Origin of the sequence: Pseudomonas sp. AOB-7, assembly GCF_003696305.1 — a bacterium.
Taxonomy (GTDB): Bacteria; Pseudomonadota; Gammaproteobacteria; order Pseudomonadales; family Pseudomonadaceae; genus Aquipseudomonas.
In genome coordinates this window covers 288,577-304,269 of the sequence record NZ_RFFK01000002.1, presented here as the reverse complement: position 1 = coordinate 304,269, position 15,693 = coordinate 288,577, and the positions used below count along the sequence as shown (strand labels likewise).

Sequence of the window (15,693 nt, the reverse complement as noted above, 5' to 3'; positions counted from 1 at the left end):
GGAGAACGTAGATGGCACTGACCCAATCCCAGCGCCTGGTGCAGGTCAACGGCCCGCTGGGCGCCAATGTCCTGCTGCTGCAGAGCCTGGAAGGCAGCGAGGAACTCGGACGGCCCTTCCAGTACCACCTGGAGCTGACCTCTGAGGACGCCTCGGTCAAGTTCGACCAGCTGCTGGGTAAACCCATGGGCCTGGCACTGGAGCTGTACGACGGCGGCGAGCGCTACTTCCACGGCATCGTCTGTGCCTGCCGGCAGACCGTCGGCACCGGCCAGTACGCCGGCTACCAGGTGACGCTGCGGCCCTGGCTGTGGCTGCTCAGCCGCACCTCGGACTGCCGCATCTTCCAGAACAAGACGGTGCCGGACATCATCAAGCAGGTGTTCCGCGACCTGGGGTTCTCCGACTTCGAGGACAGCCTCAGCGGCAGCTACCGCGAGTGGGAATACTGCGTGCAGTACCGCGAAACCAGCTTCGACTTCGTCAGCCGGCTGATGGAGCAGGAAGGCATCTACTACTACTTCCGCCACGAAAAGGCGCGCCACGTGCTGGTGCTGGCCGATGCCTACGGCGCCCATTCGACGGTGGAGGGCTACGCCTCGGTGCCCTTCTTCCCGCCCGAGCAGCAGATGCGCGAGCGCGATCATTTCTACGACTGGCAACTGGCGCGCGAGGTGCAGCCCGGCGCCCTGGCGTTGACCGACTACGATTTCCAGCGCCCCAGCGCCAGCCTGGAGGTGCGCTCCAGCGTGTCGCGCAGCCACAGCAACGCCGAATACCCGCTGTTCGACTACCCCGGCGAGTACGTGCAGAGCAAAGACGGCGAGCATTACGCGCGCACGCGCATCGAGGCCATCCACACCCGCTTCGAACGCGTGCAGCTGCGTGGCCGCGCCCGCGGCCTGGGCTCGGGGCACCTGTTCAAGCTCAGCGGCTACGAGCGCGCCGACCAGAACCGCGAATACCTGGTGGTGGGCGCGCGCTACCGCATCCACCAGGAGCCCTACGAAACCGGCTTCGGCGACAGCAGCGAGCAGTTCACCAGCGAGCTGGACTGCATGGACGCCAGCCAGGCCTTCCGCCCGCTGCCGCTGACGCCGCTGCCCATCGTCCGTGGGCCGCAAACCGCCATGGTGGTCGGGCCCAGCGGCGAGGAGATCTGGACCGACCAGTATGGCCGGGTCAAGGTGCACTTCTACTGGGATCGCCACGACCAGTCCGACGAGAACAGCTCCTGCTGGATGCGCGTGTCGCAGGCCTGGGCCGGCAAGAACTGGGGGGCGATCCAGCTGCCGCGCATCGGCCAGGAGGTGATCGTCAGCTTCCTCGAAGGCGACCCGGACCGGCCGATCATCACCGGCCGTGTCTACAACGCCGAGCAGACGGTGCCCTACGACCTGCCGGCCAACGCCACCCAGAGCGGGGTCAAGAGCCGTTCGAGCAAGGAGGGCACGCCGGCCAACTTCAACGAGATCCGCATGGAGGACAAGAAGGGCGAGGAACAGCTGTTCATCCACGCGGAAAAGAACCAGGACATCGAGGTGGAGAACGACGAGACCCACTGGGTCGGCCACGATCGCACCAAGACCATCGACAACGACGAAACCGTGCACGTCAAACACGACCGCACCGAGACGGTGGACAACATCGAGACCATCACCATCGGCGTCGACCGTATCGAGAAGGTCGGCAACAACGAATCCATCACCATCGGCGTCAACCGCACCGAAAGCGTCGGCAGCAACGAAGACATCACCATCGGCGCCAACCGCACCGAGAACGTCGGCAGCAACGAGAGCATCACCATCGGCAGCAACCGCACCGAGAACGTCGGCAGCGACGAGAGCATCACCATCGGCAACAACCGCACCGAAAACGTCGGCAGCAACGAGAACATCACCATCGGCAGCAACCGTACCGAGAGCGTCGGCAGCAACGAAGAAATCAGCATCGGCAGCAACCAGAGCACCAGCATCGGCAAGAACGAGTCGCGCAGTGTCGGCCAGAGCCGCGACAGCAGCATCGGAAAGGACGACAGCCTGAGCGTCGGCAAGAACTTCTCGCTGACCGCCGGCGACTCCATCACCCTGACCACCGGCTCGGCCAGCATCACCATGAAGAAGGACGGCACCATCACCATCCGCGGCAAGGACATCACCATCGACGGCTCCGGCGCGATCAACGTCAAGGCCAGCAAGAACGTGGTGGTCAAGGGGCAGAAGATTCTGCAGAACTAGCAGGCCGGTTCTACCCACGGCCAGGAGCCCAGCTTATGACGGTTCAATACTGCCTGCCCAGCCAGGCGCGCCTCGACGGCGTGATGATCGGCACCCTACTCGCCCTGTCCGAGGACGGCGTGCCGCGGGTGAACTTTCCCGGTTGCGCCGATGCCCAGGGCGTAAGCGCTCGCAGCATGGCGCCGCTGGCTGCCGCGGATATCGGCGCCCAGGTCGCGCTGATGTTCGAGAACGGCGACCCGAGTCGCCCGCTGCTGATCGGCCGCCTGCTCAGCGCGCCGGCGGCGCCCCAGGTGCAGCTGGACGACGAACGCCTGGAGCTGCGCGCCGAACGGGAAATCGTGCTGCGCTGCGGCAAGGCCAGCATCACCCTGACCCGCACCGGCAAGGTGATCATCCAGGGCGCCTACCTCTCCAGCCGATCCAGCGGGGTCAACCGCATCAAGGGCGGCTCGGTGCAGATCAACTAGAAGGCGCAGGCCCATGCAACTGCTCAATGCCACCCGACTGATGGCGGCCTTCACCCAGGGCCTGGCGCCCGACGGGCGCGAATCGCTGGTAGTGATCGCCAAGGGCACCTTCGACCTGCCGCTGGACGGCCGCGAGGCGCGCCTGCTCGACACCCAGCAGCCGCTGCTGATGGCCGATACCTTTCACGGCGAGCCGGGCCTCAGCGCACCGCTGCAGGAAATGGACTTCGCCCCGGTCAAACCCTTCTGCGACGTGCTGGTACAGGGCAAGGCCCATGCGCCGGGCGGCAAGCCGGCGACCCAGATCACCGCCGGCATCCGCATCGGCCGGGTCGGCAAGGCCTTCTCGGTACTCGGCCCCAGGCACTGGCAGCCAGGCCTGCTCGGCGTCGCCCCTGGGCTGCCGCAGCCTTTTCTCGAACAGACGATTTCCTACGCCCAGGCCTTTGGCGGCGCCCATCCGCTCAAGGGCAACCCCGAGCAACAACAGGCCTACCCGGATAACCCGGCCGGCATCGGCTGGTATCCGCGCGGCACGGACAGCGCCGACATGCTCGGCATGCCGATGCCCTGCACCGAGGAACTGGGCAAGCCGGTCGACAGTCCGCATGGCGACTTCCGCCCCATGGCGCTGGGGCCCATCGGCCGTCACTGGCCGCAGCGCGCCGCCTTTGCCGGCACCTACGACGAGGCCTGGCTGGCGGACTGCTTTCCATTCCTGCCGGCCGATTTCGACAACCGCTACTTCCAGGCCGCGCCGGCCGATCAGCAGACCGATTATCTCAAGGGCGGCGAGGAGGTGCTGCTGCTCAACCTCACGGCGCAGGAACGCGCGGGCTTTCGCATTCCGCAGATGTCCGTGCCGGTAACCTTCTTTCTCAACAAGGGCGGCCATGAGACGGTGCATGCCGTGATCGACACCCTGCTGATCGACACCGAGGCGCGCCAGGTGCAGCTGACCTGGCGCATATCGCGTCCGCTCAAACGCAATATGTTCGAGATCGCCCAGGTGCTGGTGGGCAGCATGTCGCGCGCCTGGTGGCGTGCGCGCGAGCTGGGCAAGGATTACCACGCCGGCCTCGGCAGCCTGGTCAAGTCCAGACACCAGGCGACGGAGGCCGACTGATGAACGCCCTGTGCATTCTCGGCTCCGGCATGGTCAGCGCGGTCGGCCTCAGCGCCCCGGCCAGCTGCGCGGCGATTCGCTGCGCCATCGACAACTTCCAGGAAACCCGCTTTATCGACCGTGGCGGCGAATGGCTGATCGCCGCCAGCGTGCCGCTGGAACAGCCCTGGCGCGGCCGCGCCAAGCTGATCAAGATGGCCGCCCGCGCCATCACCGAAGCCCTGCAGAGTGCACCCGGCGTCGATCCGGCGCAGACCCCGCTGCTGCTCGGCGTCGCCGAACTGGAACGCCCAGGGCGGCTGGAGGGCCTGGATATCGAATTGCTGCACGATATCGAACGGGAACTGGGCCTGGCCTTTCATCCCAGCTCCAACCTCATCGCTCGCGGCCGGGTCAGCGGCGCGGTGGCGCTGCTCAATGCGCGCAAACTGATCTACCAGGGCGGCCATCGCCACGTGCTGATCGCCGGTGTCGATTCCTTCCTCAGCGCGCCGACCCTGGCCGCCTTCGAGGAGCGCGAACGTCTGCTGACCAGCCAGAACTCCAACGGCTTTATCCCGGGTGAAGGTGCCGCCGCCGTGGTGATCGGCGCTCCGGTCGCCAGCGAGGAGCCGCAACTGGCCTGCCTGGGTCTGGGCTTTGGCATGGAGCCGGCGACGGTGGAAAGCGAAGACATCCCCCTGCGCGCCGAGGGCCTGACCCAGGCCATCCGCGCTGCGCTGGCCGAGGTGGGCTGCGGTCTGGAGCAGATGGACTACCGCGTCACCGACCTGTCCGGCGAGCAGTACTACTTCAAGGAAGCCTCGCTGGCCCTGAGCCGCAGCCTGCGCGTGCGCAAGGAGTTCTTCCATATCTGGCACCCGGCCGACTGCATCGGCGAAGTCGGCGCCGCCATCGGTCCGGCCATGCTCGTCGTGGCCCTGGCCGCCAGCCGCAAGGCTTACGGTGATGGGCCGAACATCCTCTGCCACCTGGGCAACGACGCCGGCCAACGCGCCGCCGCCCTGCTCAGCTACCAACCGGTGAGGGCCGCCTGATGGGCAACGAGGTCTATGCCAACAATATGGAAGTGTCGTGCAAGTCGGCCGACGGCAAGGCCGTGGCCTGCTTCCCGGACGTCTGCTTCACCCCGCCGCAGACCCCGGCCACCCCACCCGGGGTGCCCATCCCCTACCCCAACACCGGCATGGCCAAGGACACCACCAACGGCACCCGCACGGTGAAAATCACCGGCAAGGAAGTGATGCTCAAGAACAAGAGCTACTTCAAGACCAGCTACGGCGACGAGGCCGGCTGCGCGCCGAAGAAAGGGGTGATCACCAGCAAGAACAAGGGCAAGGTGTACTTCACCTCCTGGTCGATGGATGTGAAGTTCGAGGGAGAGAATGTGGTCAGGAACCTGGATATGACCACCCATAACCATGCGTCAATGCCAGGCAATACGCCAATTTGGCCCTATATGGACAAGCTGGCGATGGATGCCGGAGGGGGCGCCTGCAAGAAGGAGGTAGAAAAGGAAAAAACCGACTGCGCGGACTTCAAACCCCATGGCAGCAAGGATGCTTGCACGGCGTTGGGTAAGAAGAAAAAACCCTCGGGTAAGAAAACCAGCCCTGAAGCCGATCAGGTGGCCGACAAGGCTGCCGCCAGCAAGTGTTTGTCTGCTCGTCGTTGCTCCCTGCAGCCGTACAAGCCCAGCGGCTGCTGTCCGCAACAGACACCGCACCACCTGATAGAAGCCAGTTCGCTACATGACACCGGACGCGGTGGTACTGGTTCATCGCCGCTCAAGGGCATCAAGGACTATAAGGAGGGAAAAGCTCCTTGCGTCTGTGCCGAGGGGGTGAACCAGAATGTGGGGACGCACGGTTTGATGCATACCTACCAGAGCAGCGGCTCGGCCAAAGCCCGCAGAGGCAATCTCACTTTCGAGAACGGTTACACCACCAAAGCCAAACGCATGAGCTACAAGAAGGCAAAAGGCAATGCGGTGACCGCAATGTCGAAAGCCTTTCCACAGTCCAAATGCTCGAAGAAATGCATCGAGGCCCAGTTGGACAACTACCACAACCAGTGCGGGATCAAGGACACGACACAGATCAAGGCCGTGGAAACCGGGCAGAGCGATGTCCGTGCAGCCAATCAGGCGGTCAGCGCACGAAACGCCAGGCTGGCCAGCCCTCGTGGCAGAGGCGGCCGTTAAACAAAAAGGAGGAAGCTCATGGCTGGACAATGGACAGGAATCTTCTCATTCGTTACCGGCGTCGTCAGGTATCACGACCTGGCCTACCTGGCATCGGTATCGGATGAAATGCAGGCCAAGCGGATCAATCACATCTATATCACCGAGTGGGATGCGGGCACCTGGAGAGTCGGCGACGACGATGACGATATCCAGCATTGGTCGGTGGTCGCCGCTACGTTGGTTCACTCGCCATTGGAACAGGCATTGTTTCTCGGCGCGGGCGGTCAGGTCATCTGCATGGGCTCTGGCGACACCCACGAAGAGCAGCTCCCCAATGATGATTCCGCCATTCCCGGACGCGGCGAGATGCGCGGCTTATGTGCCGTCGAGGGTGTCGCTTACGCCTGCGGGATGGACAGGCAGGTCTACCGCCGACATGACGAGAACGACTGGCGTGCGATGGATGCCGGAGCTCGACCTGCAGCAGAGGACGAGCGCATCGTCGGCTTCGAAGCCATCGCCGGTTTCGCTAAGAGCGAAATCTATGCGGCAGGCTGGGAAGGTGAAATCTGGTCATTCGACGGCAAGCTATGGCGTCCGCAGGTCAGCCCGACGAATCTTGTCCTTACTGCACTGTGCTGTGCGGAGGACGGCTACGTATATGCCTGCGGACAGCTCGGCACCCTACTCCGTGGCCGGCATGCCACTTGGGAGGTTATCGAGCACGGCGACACCGAAGATGATCTCTGGAGTCTTGCCTGGTTCATGGGGACGCTCTACGTTTCCAGTTCGACCGCTATCTATAAATTGCACAACGGCCATCTGCAGTCCGTCGACTTTGGCGACGACGAGCCTACCAATTGTTTCCACCTGAGTTCCGCCGACGGCGTGCTATGGAGTATCGCCGGCAAAGATGTCTTCGCCTTCGATGGAAACCAGTGGCAACGGATCGACTAGATGCCCAGTCTTGAAGTGATAGTCGACCAACACAGCGAAGAAGCCGCATTCCTCGGCCTGCTGCGCAGCATCGCCGTCCACGAGCCCCACTACGACCTCAACCATCTGACTACCCTCGACAACCGTATCGAGGCCCATCTGGACGGCCTGCGTATCGCCGGCCCGGTCGCTCTAGAAACCCTGCTCCAGCAGCTCGATCCCAACGCCCAGGGCGAAATCTTCGCGGCCACGGTGCTGGCCTTCGAGACCGCCAATACCGCCGCCATGGCCCGGCTGGCCGAGCATGTGCGCGCCGCCCCCGACAGCGCGCGTTTTATGGCCGCGGCCCTGGGCTGGCTGGATTGGGCCCGAGTCGAGCCCTGGGTGGACAATCTGCTTGGCTCGCCCGAGGCACTGTTTCGTCAGATCGGCCTGGCCGCCTGCGGCATGCACCGCCGCGATCCGGGGCCGGCGCTGATCGCCGGGTTGGCGCATGCCGACGCGGCAGTCGTCGCCCAGGCCGCGCGCACCGCCGGCGAGTTGCGCCGGCGCGATCTGCTGCCGGCGATCCGTGCCCATCGCCTGCAGGCCGACGAAAACGCGCGCTTCTGGGCCAACTGGGCCACAGTGCAGATGGGCGACGAGGAGGCGCTGCTGCCGCTGCGCCAGTTCGCCGAACAACCGGGCCCGCTGCAGCAGCGCGCCTTGCCGGTGCTACTGGCCTGGCAGCCCAGAGAAACCAGCGTCGCCTGGATTCGTCAGTTGATGCCGCAAGCGCAGCAGCGCCGCATGGCCATCCAGGCGGTCGGCCTGCTGGGCGATCCGTTAAGTCTGCCCTGGCTGATCCAGCAAATGCAGGAGGTGCCGCAGGCCCGGGTCGCCGGCGAGGCCTTCAGCCTCATCACTGGAGCAGACCTGGCGTTGCTCGATCTGGAGCTGCGCGACACCCCCGAGCACGACGCCGGCCCCAACGACGATCCGGCCGATGCCAACGTGGCCATGGACGAGGACGAGAACCTGCCCTGGCCCGATCCGGCGTTGGTCGAGGCCTGGTGGCAAGGGGAGAAAGGCGCGTACCAGAATGGCCAGGGCTATTTCCTCGGCCAACCGGTAAGCGAGCAGGGCTATCGCCTGGCCCTATCCACGGCACAGCAGCGCCAACGCGGGATCGCGGCCTATGGCCTGGCGCGTTTTCGCCCGACCGAGGCGTTGTTCCCGGTCGCCGCGCCCGCCTGGCGGCAGCGGGCCTTGCTCAAGACATGAACGTGAAACAACCGCTCCTGGCGGTGCACCCTAGGCGGCCGGATAACGGCTGACTTCGATCAGATTGCCGTCCGGGTCGCGGAAGTACACCGACTCGATGGGACCGATGGCGCCGGTGCGCGCCACCGGCCCCTCCTCCACCTCGACGCCCTGCGCTGCCAGATGGCTGAGGATGCGCTCCAACGGCCAGGCGCTGATCAGGCACAGGTCGATGGCACCCGGCGTCGGCCTGGCGGCCTTGGGTTCGAACTCGCGGCCGGCCTGGTGCAGGTTGAATTTCTGTTGACCGAAGACCAGCGCACTGCGCCCGGCGCCGAAGCGCTCATGGCGCATGCCCAGCACCCGTTCGTAAAAGGCGACGGTGGCGTCGATATCGGCCACGGTCAGCACCAGGTGATCCAGTCGTTCGATCATGTTCAATGCCTGTCCAGCAGATGAAAACGCGGCAGCCCCAGGTGCCAGTGGATCGCCGCCAGGCGCGCGCCCAACACCACCAGCATGGCGGCGCTGGTATCCAGCCAGTGCGGCGTGTCCAGTGCGCGCAGGCCGATAAAGGTCAGCGCGCCGGCGATGCAGGCGGTGGCGTAGATCTCCTTCTGGAAGATCAGCGGGATCTCGTTGCACAGCACGTCGCGGATCACCCCGCCGACCACGCCGGTCATCACCCCCATGATCACCGCGGTGCTGATCGGCGTGCCGTGCTGCAGCGCCAGTTCGGTGCCGTACACGGTGAACACCGCCAGGCCGAAGGCGTCGGCGATCAGCAGGCCCTTCTCATGGATCGGCCGGGTCATGCGCACCCAGACCACCGTGCCCAGCGCCGCCAGCGACGCCACCAGGATATAGGTGTCGTCGCGTATCCAGCTGACCGGGTGATTGTCCAGAATCAGGTCACGCAGGGTGCCGCCGCCCAGGGCGGTGACGATGGCCATGACCAGCACGCCGAACAGGTCCATGGATTTGCGTCCGGCCATCAGCGCGCCGGTGATGGCGAACACCGCCACACCGAACAGGTCGGCGAAGTAGAACAGCTCCTGCATAACCGCCTCAGCGACTGACTGGCGTACGCAAAGTGACGAACTCCTCGGCGGCGCTCGGGTGCACGCCGATGGTCTCGTCGAATATCTGCTTGGTGGCGCCGGCCTTGAGCGCGATGGCCAGGCCCTGGACGATCTCGCCCGCCTCCGGGCCGACCATGTGGCAGCCCAGCACGCGGTCGCTGTCGGCATCGACCACCAGCTTCATCAGGGTGCGCTCCTGGCATTCGGTGAGGGTCAGCTTCATCGGTCGGAAGCGGCTCTCGAAGATCTGCACGCGGTGCCCCGCTTCGACCGCCTGTTCCTCGCTCAGACCGACGGTGCCGATATTCGGCAGGCTGAACACCGCGGTGGGAATCATCCGGTAGTCCAGCGGGCGGTACTGCTCAGGCTTGAACAGGCGGCGCGCCACGGCCATGCCTTCGGCCAGTGCCACCGGGGTCAGTTGCACGCGGCCGATCACGTCGCCGATGGCGAGGATCGACGGCGTGCTGGTCTGGAACTGCTCGTCCACTTCGATATGGCCGCGCTCGTCCAGCTTCACCTCAACGTTTTCCAGGCCCAGGTTGTCCAGCATCGGCCGGCGGCCGGTGGCGTAGAACACGCAGTCGGCCTGCAGCACGCGGCCGTCCTTGAGGGTGGCGTTGAGGCTGCCGTCGGTTTGCCGTTCGATACGTTCGATATCGGCGTTGAACTGCAGGTCGATGCCTTTCTTGCTCAGTTCCTCCTTCAGGTGCCGACGCACCGAGCCGTCGAAGCCGCGCAGGAACAGATCGCCGCGGTAGAGCTGGGTGACCTGGGCGCCCAGGCCATGGAAGATCGAGGCAAATTCCACTGCGATATAGCCGCCGCCCACCACCAGCACGCGCTTGGGCAGGGTTTCCAGGAAGAATGCCTCGTTGGAGCTGATGGCATGCTCACGCCCGGGAATGTCGGGGATCTGCGGCCAGCCGCCGGTGGCGATGAGGATGCGTTCGGCGCTGTGGCGCTGACCGTTCACCTCGACGCTATGGGCGTCAAGAATCCGCGCGTGACCTTCGAACAGGCTCACCCCGCTACTCTCCAGCAGGTTGCGGTAGATGCCGTTGAGGCGCTGGATCTCGCGGTTCTTGTTGGCGATCAGGGTCGCCCAGTCGAAGTTCGCCTCGCCCAGCGACCAGCCGAAACCGCCGGCCTGCTCGAAATCTTCGGCAAAATGCGCGCCGTAGACCAGCAGCTTTTTCGGCACGCAGCCGACGTTGACGCAGGTGCCGCCCAGGTAGCGGCTCTCGGCCACGGCCACGCGGGCCCCAAAACCGGCGGCGAAGCGCGCCGCGCGGACGCCGCCGGAACCGGCGCCGATAACGAACAGGTCGAAGTCGTAACTCATCTGCGGCCTCCTTGGACAGGACGCCAGCATACCGGAAAGGCAAAGACTAAGCTGACAGCCAAGGAGGAAAGCCGCCATGCGCCCGACCCTGACCCACCTGGCGCTGCACGTGCCCGATCTGGACGCCTGCATCGCCTTCTACCAACGCTACTGCGCCATGCAGGTGATCCACCAGCGCCCCGGCAAGGGCACGCGCATCGTCTGGATGGCCGAGCCGGGCAAGGAGCATCAGTTCATCTTCGTCATCATGCCCGGCGGCCAGGATCGCCGGCTGGCCAGCGACGACTACAGCCATTTCGGCTTCGCCCTGGCCAGCCGCGAGGAGGTAGACCGCGTCGCGTCCATGGCCGAGGAAGGCGGCTGCCTGATCTGGCCGCCACGCGACGAGCCCTACCCGGTCGGCTACTACTGCGGCCTGCGCGACCCGGCCGGCAACTACGTGGAGTTCAGCTACGGCCAGCCGCTGGGGCCGGGGTCGGAGCGGATGCCCATCCCCTGAAACGCAAGACGCCACCCGAAGGTGGCGTCCTGTGTTGCGCAGGCCTGGTGCGCACGGCGCATCCTACGGGGGCCCCGGTTGCCGAGGCTCAGTAGGCCTTGCCGGTCTTGTACAGGTTCTCGAAGCAGAAATTGGTCGCCTCGATATAGCCTTCGGCGCTGCCGCAGTCGAAGCGCTGGCCCTTGAACTTGTACGCCATCACGCAGCCCTGCTGGGCCTGGCGCATCAGCGCATCGGTGATCTGAATCTCGCCGCCCTTGCCCGGCGGGGTGTCGCGGATCAGATCGAAGATGTCCGGGGTGAGGATGTAGCGGCCGATGATCGCCAGGTTCGACGGCGCGTCCTCGGGCTTGGGCTTCTCCACCATGTTGCTGACCCGGTAGATGTCGTCGCGGATCATCTCGCCGGCGATCACCCCGTACTTGTGGGTCTCGTCCCGCGGCACTTCCTGGATGGCGACGATGGAGCAGCGGAACTGCTTGTACAGCTTGACCATCTGGGTCAGCACGCTGTCGCCTTCCAGGTTCAGGCACAGGTCGTCGGCCAGCACCACGGCGAAGGGTTCGTCACCGATCAGCGGCTGGCCGCAGAGGATGGCGTGCCCCAGGCCCTTCATCTCCACCTGGCGGGTGTAGGCGAAGCTGCACTCGTCGATCAGGCGGCGGATGCCGACCAGGTACTTTTCCTTGTCGGTGTCGCGGATCTGGTGCTCCAGCTCGTAGCTGACGTCGAAATGGTCCTCCAGCGCGCGCTTGCCGCGGCCGGTGACCATGGCGATCTCGGTGAGACCAGCGGACAGCGCCTCTTCGACGCCGTACTGGATCAGCGGCTTGTTCACCACCGGCAACATTTCCTTGGGCATGGCCTTGGTCGCGGGCAAGAAGCGGGTGCCGTAACCGGCGGCGGGGAACAGGCATTTCTTGATCATGGGACTCCCAGATGGCGTGTGGAATGCGCCGCCAGTCTATCAAGCTGCGCTGGCCTTACAACTGCCCAGCGCCGGCCGGCCGATGCCGCGATAGAGGAAACCCAGCTCGGCGAGCTGCGCCGCATCGTAGATATTGCGCCCGTCGAACAGCACCGGCATGCGCATCGCGGCGCGGATACGTAGAAAGTCCGGCTGGCGGAACTGCTTCCACTCGGTCACCAGCACCAGGGCGTCGGCGCCCTCGCTGACCACATAGGGCGAATCGCTGAGCAGCAACTGGCCCTTGGCCAGGTACTCGGCGTAGCGCGACGCCAGTGCCGGAGTCGCCACCGGATCGCAGGCCTGCACCCGCGCACCCGCCGTCAGCAGCGCGTCGAGCAGCACCAGGCTGGGCGCCTCGCGCAGATCGTCGGTGCCGGGTTTGAACGCCAGCCCCCACAGCGCCACCACCCTGCCCTGCAGATGGCCGTTGAAGTGCTCGCGCAGGGCCTGGAACAGCAGGGTCTTCTGCAGCGCATTGCGCGCCTCCACCGCCCGCAGGATGCCCGGTTCGAAACCCTCCAGCTCGGCGGTGCGGATCAGCGCGCGCACGTCCTTGGGAAAGCAGGAGCCGCCGTAGCCGCAACCGGCGTAGATGAAGTGGGTGCCGATGCGCTTGTCGCTGCCGATGCCGCGGCGTACCTCCTCGATGTCCACCCCCAGGCGCGCGCAGATGCCGGCCATCTCGTTGATGAAGGAAATCTTGGTGGCGAGGAAGGCATTGGCCGCGTACTTGCTGAACTCCGCGGCGCGCACGCCCATGCACAGCAGGCGGTCGTGGTTGCGCAGGAATGGCGCGTAGAGTCGGCGCAGCAGCTCCCGGCCGCGCTCGTCGTCGCAGCCGACTATGACCCGGTCGGGGCGCATGAAGTCCTCGACCGCCGAACCCTCCTTGAGAAACTCCGGGTTGCTCGCCAGCATGACCCGGGCACGCAGGCCACGCCGCGCCAGGGCGGCGTTGATACGCTGGGCGACGCGCTCGGCGGTGCCCACCGGCACGGTGGACTTGTCCACCACCAGGCAGCCGTGCTCGAGTTGTTCGCCCAGCTCATCCGCCACCGCCAGCACATGGGACAGATCGGCCGAACCGTCCTCGCCGCTGGGCGTGCCCACGGCGATGAAGACCACCTCGGCGCGGCGAATGCCGGCCTTGAGCTGTGCGGTGAAACTGAGTTGGCCGCTGGCCAGTTGCGCCTTGAGCATCGCCTCGAGGCCGGGTTCGTAGATCGGCACCTCGCCGCGGGCGAGCCGCGCCACCCGCAGGGGGTCGCGCTCGACGCAGATCACCCGGTTGCCCATCTCGGCAAAGCAGGTCGCCGTCACCAGCCCAACGTAGCCAGCCCCAATTACGCATATCTGCATCGTTGCATCCTCTCGACGGGTTGCAGCGATTGCAGCGGATGGCGGTGGCAGCGGTATGACCGTCAGGTGACCGGGCCATGACAGTCGGCGCAAGGCCACCCCTCAGTCGTCATCCCACTCCTTGCATTTCACCTCTTTCTTGTACTCGTCGCGCTTGGCGTCGATCTTCACCCGGCAGGCACCGTCGCGGAACTCCTCCTTCCATTCACCGCGTGGCCAGCTTCGCCCGTGCCCGTCCGGGCATTTGATTTCCAGCAGGTAATCGCCCCGGTCGAACTCCTCTTTGACGCGGCACGGCCCGTCCCGGTAGCGGTTTTCCCATTTGTCATGACCATCGTGACGGTGTTCGGCACTGGCCTGGCTGGCCAACAGCGCCGCCCAGCAGAACGGCAGAACACCGCGCGAAATGAACCGACAGAGCATCATGCAACCTCGCCAATCAACCTCCTCCGCGACGGCGGAGGCACCGGATACCTCTCAGACAGCGGCGCCAGGCTATTTGCTCGCGGCTCGTTCGCTGCTTGTGCGCCGGCAAGCGGCGGGCAACGGCATCCATTCGCCCATGAATTCATCGACTGAATACCTGGCATCACGACATGTCATTTCTCAAATAGTCGCCGGGTCACTAGGGTGCGATGAGCCGGGCTCAGCGACATCCGCCAGGCGGCGCAGCGCGCCGGCCTCGCCGCCCGGCCTTCAGGGCCGGCCCGCTTGGCGGTCTCGCCTCCATTTCCCTCCGCGACGCCAGCGATCAGCCAGGAGTTGACCATGCAAGATGCCGTAATCCTTTCAACCGCGCGCACGCCGATAGCCAAGGCCTTTCGCGGCGCATTCAACGACCTCAAAGCGCCCAGCATGAGCGCCATCGCCATCCAGGCGGCCGTGCAGCGCGCGGGGATCGACCCGGCGGCTATCGACGATGTGGTGATGGGCACGGCGATGCAGGGCGGCAGCGCCTCGACCAACCTGGCGCGCCTGTCCCTGCTGGCCGCCGGGCTGCCGCTGACGGTCAGCGGGCAGACCATCGACCGCCAGTGCGCCTCCGGCCTGATGGCGATCTCTATCGCCGCCAAGCAGATCATGGTCGACGGCATGCAGATCGCCCTGGGCGCCGGCCAGGAGCAGATCAGCCTGGTGCAGAACCCGCACATGCAGTGGGCCGCCGCGGAAGCCGACGCCAATGTCACCCGCCACGCCGAGCACGCCTACATGCCCATGCTGCACACCGCCGAACGGGTGGCCAAGCGCTACGGCATCAGCCGCGAGGAGCAGGATGCCTATGCCCTCGAATCCCAGCGGCGCACCGCCGCGGCCCAGGCGGCCGGCCTGTTCGCCGAGGAGATAGTGCCGGTGACGGCGCGCAAGAAGCTGGTGGACAAGGCGAGCGGCGAAGTCAGCTACGAGGAAGTGACCCTGAGCGTGGACGAAGGCAATCGCCCGCAGACCCAGCTGGAGGACCTGAGTCGGCTCCAGCCGGTGGTCGACGGCGGTTGCGTCACCGCCGGCAACGCCAGCCAGCTGTCCGATGGCGCCAGCGCCTGCGTGCTGGTGAGCGGCAGCCTGGCCGCCCGCCACGACGTCGCCCCGCTCGGCCTCTATCGCGGCATCGCCGTGGCCGGCCTGGCGCCGGAGGAAATGGGCATCGGCCCGGTGTTCGCCGTGCCCAAGCTGCTCAGGCAGCATGGCCTGAGGGTCGACGACATCGGCCTGTGGGAACTCAACGAAGCCTTCGCCTGCCAGGTGCTGTACTGCGCCGAACGGCTCGGCATCGACCCGAGCAAGCTCAACGTCAACGGCGGCGCCATCGCCATCGGCCACCCCTACGGCATGAGCGGCGCGCGCATGGTCGGCCATGCACTGCTGGAGGGCAAGCGCCGCGGCGTGAAGTTCGTCGTGGTGACCATGTGCGTGGGCGGCGGCATGGGCGCGGCCGGTCTGTTCGAAGTGCTGTAACGCCGTTCACACCCCATCCAGCCCGGCGAAGCCGTGCGCACCAGCCGTTGGTGCGCGCGGCGCAGCCGACGAGCGGCCGCTTGGCCGCCGATGCAGGGCCAATGCATCGGCCGGCCCCTCAGCTGAAGTAGTCGTCATTCCCGCGCAGGCGGGAGCGCAGCTTTATCGCTGAACAGCGCTTGCGCTGACCTGATCCACAACCGGCCTGGTAGCTGGGCTCCCGTCGTCGCGGGGGTTACGGTAAAGGGCATTTTCAGCACGTCCCCGGACACTCTTGCTGCACGGCAAA

General features: G+C 65.8%; 15 protein-coding genes. 9 read left to right on the top strand and 6 right to left on the bottom strand.

Annotated elements, in window-relative coordinates; all coding sequences use genetic code 11:
- Positions 1 to 11: 11 nt before the first annotated feature.
- Genes EA796_RS05790 through EA796_RS05760 form a run of 7 tightly spaced genes read left to right on the top strand, consistent with a single transcriptional unit; the run spans position 12 to position 8,217 of the window.
- Positions 12 to 2,237, top strand: coding sequence for a type VI secretion system Vgr family protein (locus EA796_RS05790; RefSeq protein WP_122107887.1), 2,226 nt, complete (start codon positions 12 to 14; stop codon positions 2,235 to 2,237).
- A gap of 35 nt (positions 2,238 to 2,272) precedes the next feature.
- Positions 2,273 to 2,707 (top strand): DUF6484 domain-containing protein, encoded by a 435-nt coding sequence (locus EA796_RS05785; RefSeq protein WP_122107886.1) that lies wholly within the window; start codon positions 2,273 to 2,275, stop codon positions 2,705 to 2,707.
- 13 nt (positions 2,708 to 2,720) lie between these two features.
- Positions 2,721 to 3,833 carry a DUF2169 domain-containing protein gene (locus EA796_RS05780; RefSeq protein ID WP_122107885.1) on the top strand — a complete coding sequence of 371 codons (1,113 nt, stop codon included), beginning with the start codon at positions 2,721 to 2,723 and terminating at the stop codon, positions 3,831 to 3,833.
- Positions 3,830 to 4,870 (top strand): hypothetical protein, encoded by a 1,041-nt coding sequence (locus EA796_RS05775; RefSeq protein ID WP_122108011.1) that lies wholly within the window; start codon positions 3,830 to 3,832, stop codon positions 4,868 to 4,870. Before EA796_RS05780 ends, EA796_RS05775 begins: the two co-directional genes overlap by 4 nt.
- Entirely contained in the window at positions 4,870 to 6,036 is a 1,167-nt protein-coding gene (locus EA796_RS05770; RefSeq protein ID WP_122107884.1) for an HNH/endonuclease VII fold toxin-2 domain-containing protein, read from the top strand. Before EA796_RS05775 ends, EA796_RS05770 begins: the two co-directional genes overlap by 1 nt.
- An 18-nt stretch (positions 6,037 to 6,054) precedes the next feature.
- Positions 6,055 to 6,975 (top strand): hypothetical protein, encoded by a 921-nt coding sequence (locus EA796_RS05765; protein WP_122107883.1) that lies wholly within the window; start codon positions 6,055 to 6,057, stop codon positions 6,973 to 6,975.
- The gene (locus EA796_RS05760) at positions 6,976 to 8,217 is read left to right on the top strand and encodes a TIGR02270 family protein (protein ID WP_122107882.1); all 1,242 of its coding nucleotides are present in this window, start codon (positions 6,976 to 6,978) and stop codon (positions 8,215 to 8,217) included.
- Positions 8,218 to 8,247: 30 nt separating this feature from the next.
- Here the strand turns inward: EA796_RS05760 and EA796_RS05755 are convergent, their stop codons facing one another.
- The 3 genes from EA796_RS05755 to gorA are packed head-to-tail and all read right to left on the bottom strand — an operon-like array spanning position 8,248 to position 10,623.
- A complete protein-coding gene (locus EA796_RS05755; protein ID WP_122107881.1) occupies positions 8,248 to 8,631 on the bottom strand; it encodes a VOC family protein in 384 nt (127 codons plus the stop codon).
- Between the two features lie 2 nt (positions 8,632 to 8,633).
- Complete coding sequence (locus EA796_RS05750; RefSeq protein ID WP_021442134.1) at positions 8,634 to 9,257, bottom strand: trimeric intracellular cation channel family protein; 624 nt, start codon at positions 9,255 to 9,257, stop codon at positions 8,634 to 8,636.
- Positions 9,258 to 9,264: 7 nt separating this feature from the next.
- The gene (gorA, locus tag EA796_RS05745) at positions 9,265 to 10,623 is read right to left on the bottom strand and encodes a glutathione-disulfide reductase (protein WP_122107880.1); all 1,359 of its coding nucleotides are present in this window, start codon (positions 10,621 to 10,623) and stop codon (positions 9,265 to 9,267) included.
- Positions 10,624 to 10,699: 76 nt separating this feature from the next.
- Here gorA and EA796_RS05740 point away from each other — a divergent pair, with 76 nt between their 5' ends.
- Positions 10,700 to 11,122 carry a VOC family protein gene (locus EA796_RS05740; protein ID WP_122107879.1) on the top strand — a complete coding sequence of 141 codons (423 nt, stop codon included), beginning with the start codon at positions 10,700 to 10,702 and terminating at the stop codon, positions 11,120 to 11,122.
- 88 nt (positions 11,123 to 11,210) lie between these two features.
- Here the strand turns inward: EA796_RS05740 and galU are convergent, their stop codons facing one another.
- The 3 genes from galU to EA796_RS05725 form a co-directional block, all read right to left on the bottom strand.
- Positions 11,211 to 12,050, bottom strand: coding sequence for a UTP--glucose-1-phosphate uridylyltransferase GalU (gene galU / locus EA796_RS05735; RefSeq protein ID WP_021442131.1), 840 nt, complete (start codon positions 12,048 to 12,050; stop codon positions 11,211 to 11,213).
- Positions 12,051 to 12,089: 39 nt separating this feature from the next.
- Positions 12,090 to 13,451, bottom strand: a complete 1,362-nt coding sequence (locus tag EA796_RS05730) for a UDP-glucose/GDP-mannose dehydrogenase family protein (RefSeq protein ID WP_122107878.1) — start codon at positions 13,449 to 13,451, stop codon at positions 12,090 to 12,092.
- A 102-nt stretch (positions 13,452 to 13,553) separates the two neighbouring features.
- The gene (locus EA796_RS05725; protein WP_021442129.1) at positions 13,554 to 13,877 is read right to left on the bottom strand and encodes a hypothetical protein; all 324 of its coding nucleotides are present in this window, start codon (positions 13,875 to 13,877) and stop codon (positions 13,554 to 13,556) included.
- A 342-nt stretch (positions 13,878 to 14,219) separates the two neighbouring features.
- Between EA796_RS05725 and EA796_RS05720 the strand changes: the two genes are divergently transcribed.
- Positions 14,220 to 15,404, top strand: coding sequence for an acetyl-CoA C-acyltransferase (locus EA796_RS05720; protein ID WP_122107877.1), 1,185 nt, complete (start codon positions 14,220 to 14,222; stop codon positions 15,402 to 15,404).
- Positions 15,405 to 15,693 lie beyond the last annotated feature (289 nt).

Excerpts from the sequence above, each read along its gene's own strand:
- EA796_RS05725 (WP_021442129.1), bottom strand. The coding sequence starts at position 13,877 with ATGATGCTCTGTCGGTTCATTTCGCGCGGTGTTCTGCCGTTCTGCTGG.
- EA796_RS05740 (WP_122107879.1), top strand. The coding sequence starts at position 10,700 with ATGCGCCCGACCCTGACCCACCTGGCGCTGCACGTGCCCGATCTGGAC.
- EA796_RS05760 (WP_122107882.1), top strand. The coding sequence starts at position 6,976 with ATGCCCAGTCTTGAAGTGATAGTCGACCAACACAGCGAAGAAGCCGCA.
- gorA (WP_122107880.1), bottom strand. The coding sequence starts at position 10,623 with ATGAGTTACGACTTCGACCTGTTCGTTATCGGCGCCGGTTCCGGCGGC.
- EA796_RS05750 (WP_021442134.1), bottom strand. The coding sequence starts at position 9,257 with ATGCAGGAGCTGTTCTACTTCGCCGACCTGTTCGGTGTGGCGGTGTTC.
- EA796_RS05730 (WP_122107878.1), bottom strand. The coding sequence starts at position 13,451 with ATGCAGATATGCGTAATTGGGGCTGGCTACGTTGGGCTGGTGACGGCG.
- EA796_RS05780 (WP_122107885.1), top strand. The coding sequence starts at position 2,721 with ATGCAACTGCTCAATGCCACCCGACTGATGGCGGCCTTCACCCAGGGC.
- EA796_RS05785 (WP_122107886.1), top strand. The coding sequence starts at position 2,273 with ATGACGGTTCAATACTGCCTGCCCAGCCAGGCGCGCCTCGACGGCGTG.
- EA796_RS05755 (WP_122107881.1), bottom strand. The coding sequence starts at position 8,631 with ATGATCGAACGACTGGATCACCTGGTGCTGACCGTGGCCGATATCGAC.
- EA796_RS05720 (WP_122107877.1), top strand. The coding sequence starts at position 14,220 with ATGCAAGATGCCGTAATCCTTTCAACCGCGCGCACGCCGATAGCCAAG.
- EA796_RS05770 (WP_122107884.1), top strand. The coding sequence starts at position 4,870 with ATGGGCAACGAGGTCTATGCCAACAATATGGAAGTGTCGTGCAAGTCG.
- EA796_RS05765 (WP_122107883.1), top strand. The coding sequence starts at position 6,055 with ATGGCTGGACAATGGACAGGAATCTTCTCATTCGTTACCGGCGTCGTC.
- galU (WP_021442131.1), bottom strand. The coding sequence starts at position 12,050 with ATGATCAAGAAATGCCTGTTCCCCGCCGCCGGTTACGGCACCCGCTTC.
- EA796_RS05790 (WP_122107887.1), top strand. The coding sequence starts at position 12 with ATGGCACTGACCCAATCCCAGCGCCTGGTGCAGGTCAACGGCCCGCTG.